Below are 1772 nucleotides of genomic sequence, written 5' to 3' on the forward strand. Positions count from 1 at the left end.
CAGCCGCGGGGCCCGCTGCCCGGGCGGGGCGGTGATGCCCGCCGCCGTGACAAGCCCGGCGAACGTCGTGGGGGTGTTACGCCTGTCCAGCGGCCTGCCGAGGCTGTTGACGAAGAACGTGCCCGCCTGCGGGAACGCCTCGCCCCGGGCCCGCGCGTAGGTGCGCAGGACTGCGGCCGTGGTCGGGTGCAGGAACACCATGCGGGACTTGCCGAACTTGGAGTCCTCGATCACGATTGTCTCCTCGTTCAGGTCGACGTCGTCGCGGCCGAGGCGGCATGCCTCGCCCTGGCGCATGCCGGTCACGGCCAGCAGGCCGATGAGCGTCCGCCAGGTCACCGCCCGCAACGCCGGCCGGAGCCTGCCGGCCGCGCTCATCAGGGCGGTGACCTCCTGCGGGGAGTAGAGGTAGGGCGGGATCCGCCACTGGCGGCGGTTCAGCACGTCGGCGGGTGGGACCTCGGTGGCCGGGTCCAGCGGCTGCAGGTGACGGGCGAAGATTCGCACCACGTCGAGGCGGCGGGCCTGGTAGGCCTCGTGGTCGCTGCCGGTCGATGTCGCCCATTGCACCGCTAGGTCCGTGGTCACTGTGGTGGCATCGCGGTCTTCGCAGAAGCGGACGAAACTCATCAGTCTCGGCCCCTGGCTCTCCAGCGTGAACCCCAGTGCCCTGCGCATGGCCAGGTACTCCTGCGCCCTGACCCTCAGCCCGCTCACTGGCTGGTTCCCGGCCACTGGCGGGCCAGCGGGCGCAGCGTGTTCTGGTCGACCTTGGCATACAGCGAGGTGGACAGCTGGCTGCGGTGCCGCAGGACCTGCCCGACCTCGGGCAGAGATGCCCCGGCCCGCAGCATCTCGGTCGCCAGCGCGTGGCGGAACCGGTGGGTGCCCCGCCGCTCGAGCCCGGCCCGCTCGCAGGCCCTGCCCATGACGGCCCGGACCGACTCCGGCGTCAGCGGCCGGTAGGGCCGCCGGACCGTCACGAAGACCGACCGTGACTCGCACTGTGGCCGCCCACCCGTCAGCCAGGCGGCGAGCGCCTCTCCTGCCGGGGCTGGCAGCGGGAGCCGCTCGGTCCGGCTGCCCTTACCGATAACGGCGATCTCGCCCGTCCGCCAGTCAATGTCGTCCAGCCGCAGCCCGGCGGCCTCGGCACCCCGCAGGCCGAGCCGGGCCAGCAGCGACAGGACCGCGTAGTCACGCAACCCGACCGCCGTGTCCCGGTCGCAGCCGGCCAGCAGCCGCTCGATCTCCGCAGCCTTCAGGCCGCGGGGCAGAGCCGACATCCGCCACGACGCGACTGCGGGAACCGCCCCCGCCAGCGGGACCACCGTTCGCCCCGTCGCGTGCGCGAACCGCAGGAATGCCCGCAGCGACGTCACCATCGCCTTCGCCGACCACCTGTTGCGGTCCCGCGTCCAGTCCACCATGAACGCGGTCACCCTGCCCGCGTCCAGCCCGCTGACCGCACCCGCCCCACCGATCCCGGCCAGGAACGCCTTCGACTGCTGGGAATAGCAGCGCACCGACACCGGCGACAGACCCCGCTCCCGGTCCAGCCAGCCGCCGAACTCCTCCAACAGCGCCACATCCGGCTGCACGCAGCCCGTACCCGTACCCATGATGATCTCCTCGTCTGGAGGAACACTGACCACTCCAGACAGGCAGACCACCGCCCAGTCCCGCAGGGTTATGCCGAGATCAGGAAGCCGTTCATCGCCCTGACCAGGGAAACCAGGGCCGGGGTCGGCATAACCCGGACCTCGGCATAA

Annotated in this window: 2 protein-coding genes; both read right to left on the reverse strand. The window is 71.8% G+C overall.

The genetic code is table 11. The features are described from left to right. Positions 1-717 (reverse strand): tyrosine-type recombinase/integrase (locus MJ797_RS25540; RefSeq protein ID WP_239342114.1); only part of this gene is annotated, 717 nt, incomplete at its 3' end. Beyond that, positions 714-1622: a site-specific integrase gene (locus MJ797_RS25545; protein ID WP_239342116.1), complete on the reverse strand. Its 909-nt coding sequence runs from the start codon at positions 1620-1622 to the stop codon at positions 714-716. The genes MJ797_RS25545 and MJ797_RS25540, both read right to left, overlap by 4 nt. Positions 1623-1772 lie beyond the last annotated feature (150 nt).

The sequence above is a fragment of the Protofrankia sp. CiP3 genome (assembly GCF_917627345.1).
In the GTDB taxonomy this organism is placed as follows: domain Bacteria; phylum Actinomycetota; class Actinomycetes; order Frankiales; family Frankiaceae; genus Protofrankia.